General features: G+C 48.5%; 1 pseudogene. It reads left to right on the top strand.

Annotation, left to right across the window (positions count from 1 at the left end):
- Positions 1–1,051: pseudogene (gene mukB / locus R7Z78_RS24810) on the top strand (chromosome partition protein MukB); the annotation flags it as partial.

Here is a 1,051-nt window from a genome sequence, read left to right as displayed (position 1 = left end):
AAATTCCATTGTTTGGACGCGCGGCGCGTGAACAGCGTTTAGAGCTACTGCGCAATGAACGTGAGGAAGTGGTTGAGAAGCACGCTAAAGCGGCTTTCGATTCACAAAAGATGCAGCGTCTATACCAAGCATTCAACCAGTTTGTGGCTAACCACATTCAAGTCGCGTTCGAAGCTGACCCAGAACAAGCGTTGGCAAATGTTCGCGAAAAACGCGGTCAAATCGCCCGTGTATTGGCTGATTTGGAAGCGAAAGAACAACAACATCGTTCTCAGCTTCAGACTAGCAAGCAAGCTCTGTCTTCGTTAGACAAGCTCGCACCAAACATGGCTCTGATTGAAGACGATACGCTGCAAGCGCGTTTCGACGAGCTGGAAGAGAAAATTGCGCAACTGTCGGAAGCGAAAGCGTTCTTGAACAACCACGCGAAAGCCGTGGCTGAGCTTGAAAAAATTGCTTCTGCACTTGATGCAGACCCTGAACAGTTCGATGCGTTAGAAGCAGAATACAAAGCTGCGGACGAGCAACTTCAAGAATTGAAGAAGCAGATCTTTGCCTTGTCTGATCTCGTTGAGCGTCGTCACTACTTTGCGTATTCAGACTCCGTTGATTTGCTTAACCAAAGCAGTGAACTTAGTGAGCAGTTAAAAGCGAAGCTGGTTCAGGCTGAGCAAATGCGTACACGCTCTCGTGAAGAGTTGAAACAAGCGCAAGGTCAAATGAACCAATACAACCAAGTATTGGCATCATTGAAAAGCTCGCACCAAGCGAAATTGGAAACTGTTCAAGAGTTCAAACAAGAACTGCAAGAGTTTGGTGTTAACGCCGATGAAGGCGCAGAAGAGCGTGCGATCCGTCGCCGTGATGAGCTGCACGAGCGTCTACACACATCTCGTAGTCGTAAGAGTGAATACGAGCGTACCATCACCTCTACTGAGCTAGAGATGAAAGGTCTGGCGAAACGTCTGAAGAAAGTTCAGAAGGAATACGCAGAGCTGCGTACCTTCGTGGTTGCTGCGAAAGCGGGCTGGTGTTCAGTACTTCGCTTGGC

It is taken from the genome of Vibrio sp. 1167 (assembly GCF_033340375.1).
GTDB lineage: Bacteria > Pseudomonadota > Gammaproteobacteria > Enterobacterales > Vibrionaceae > Vibrio > Vibrio alginolyticus.
The sequence above is the reverse complement of the archived record's forward strand: the minus strand, read 5'-3'. Positions and strand labels throughout refer to the sequence as shown.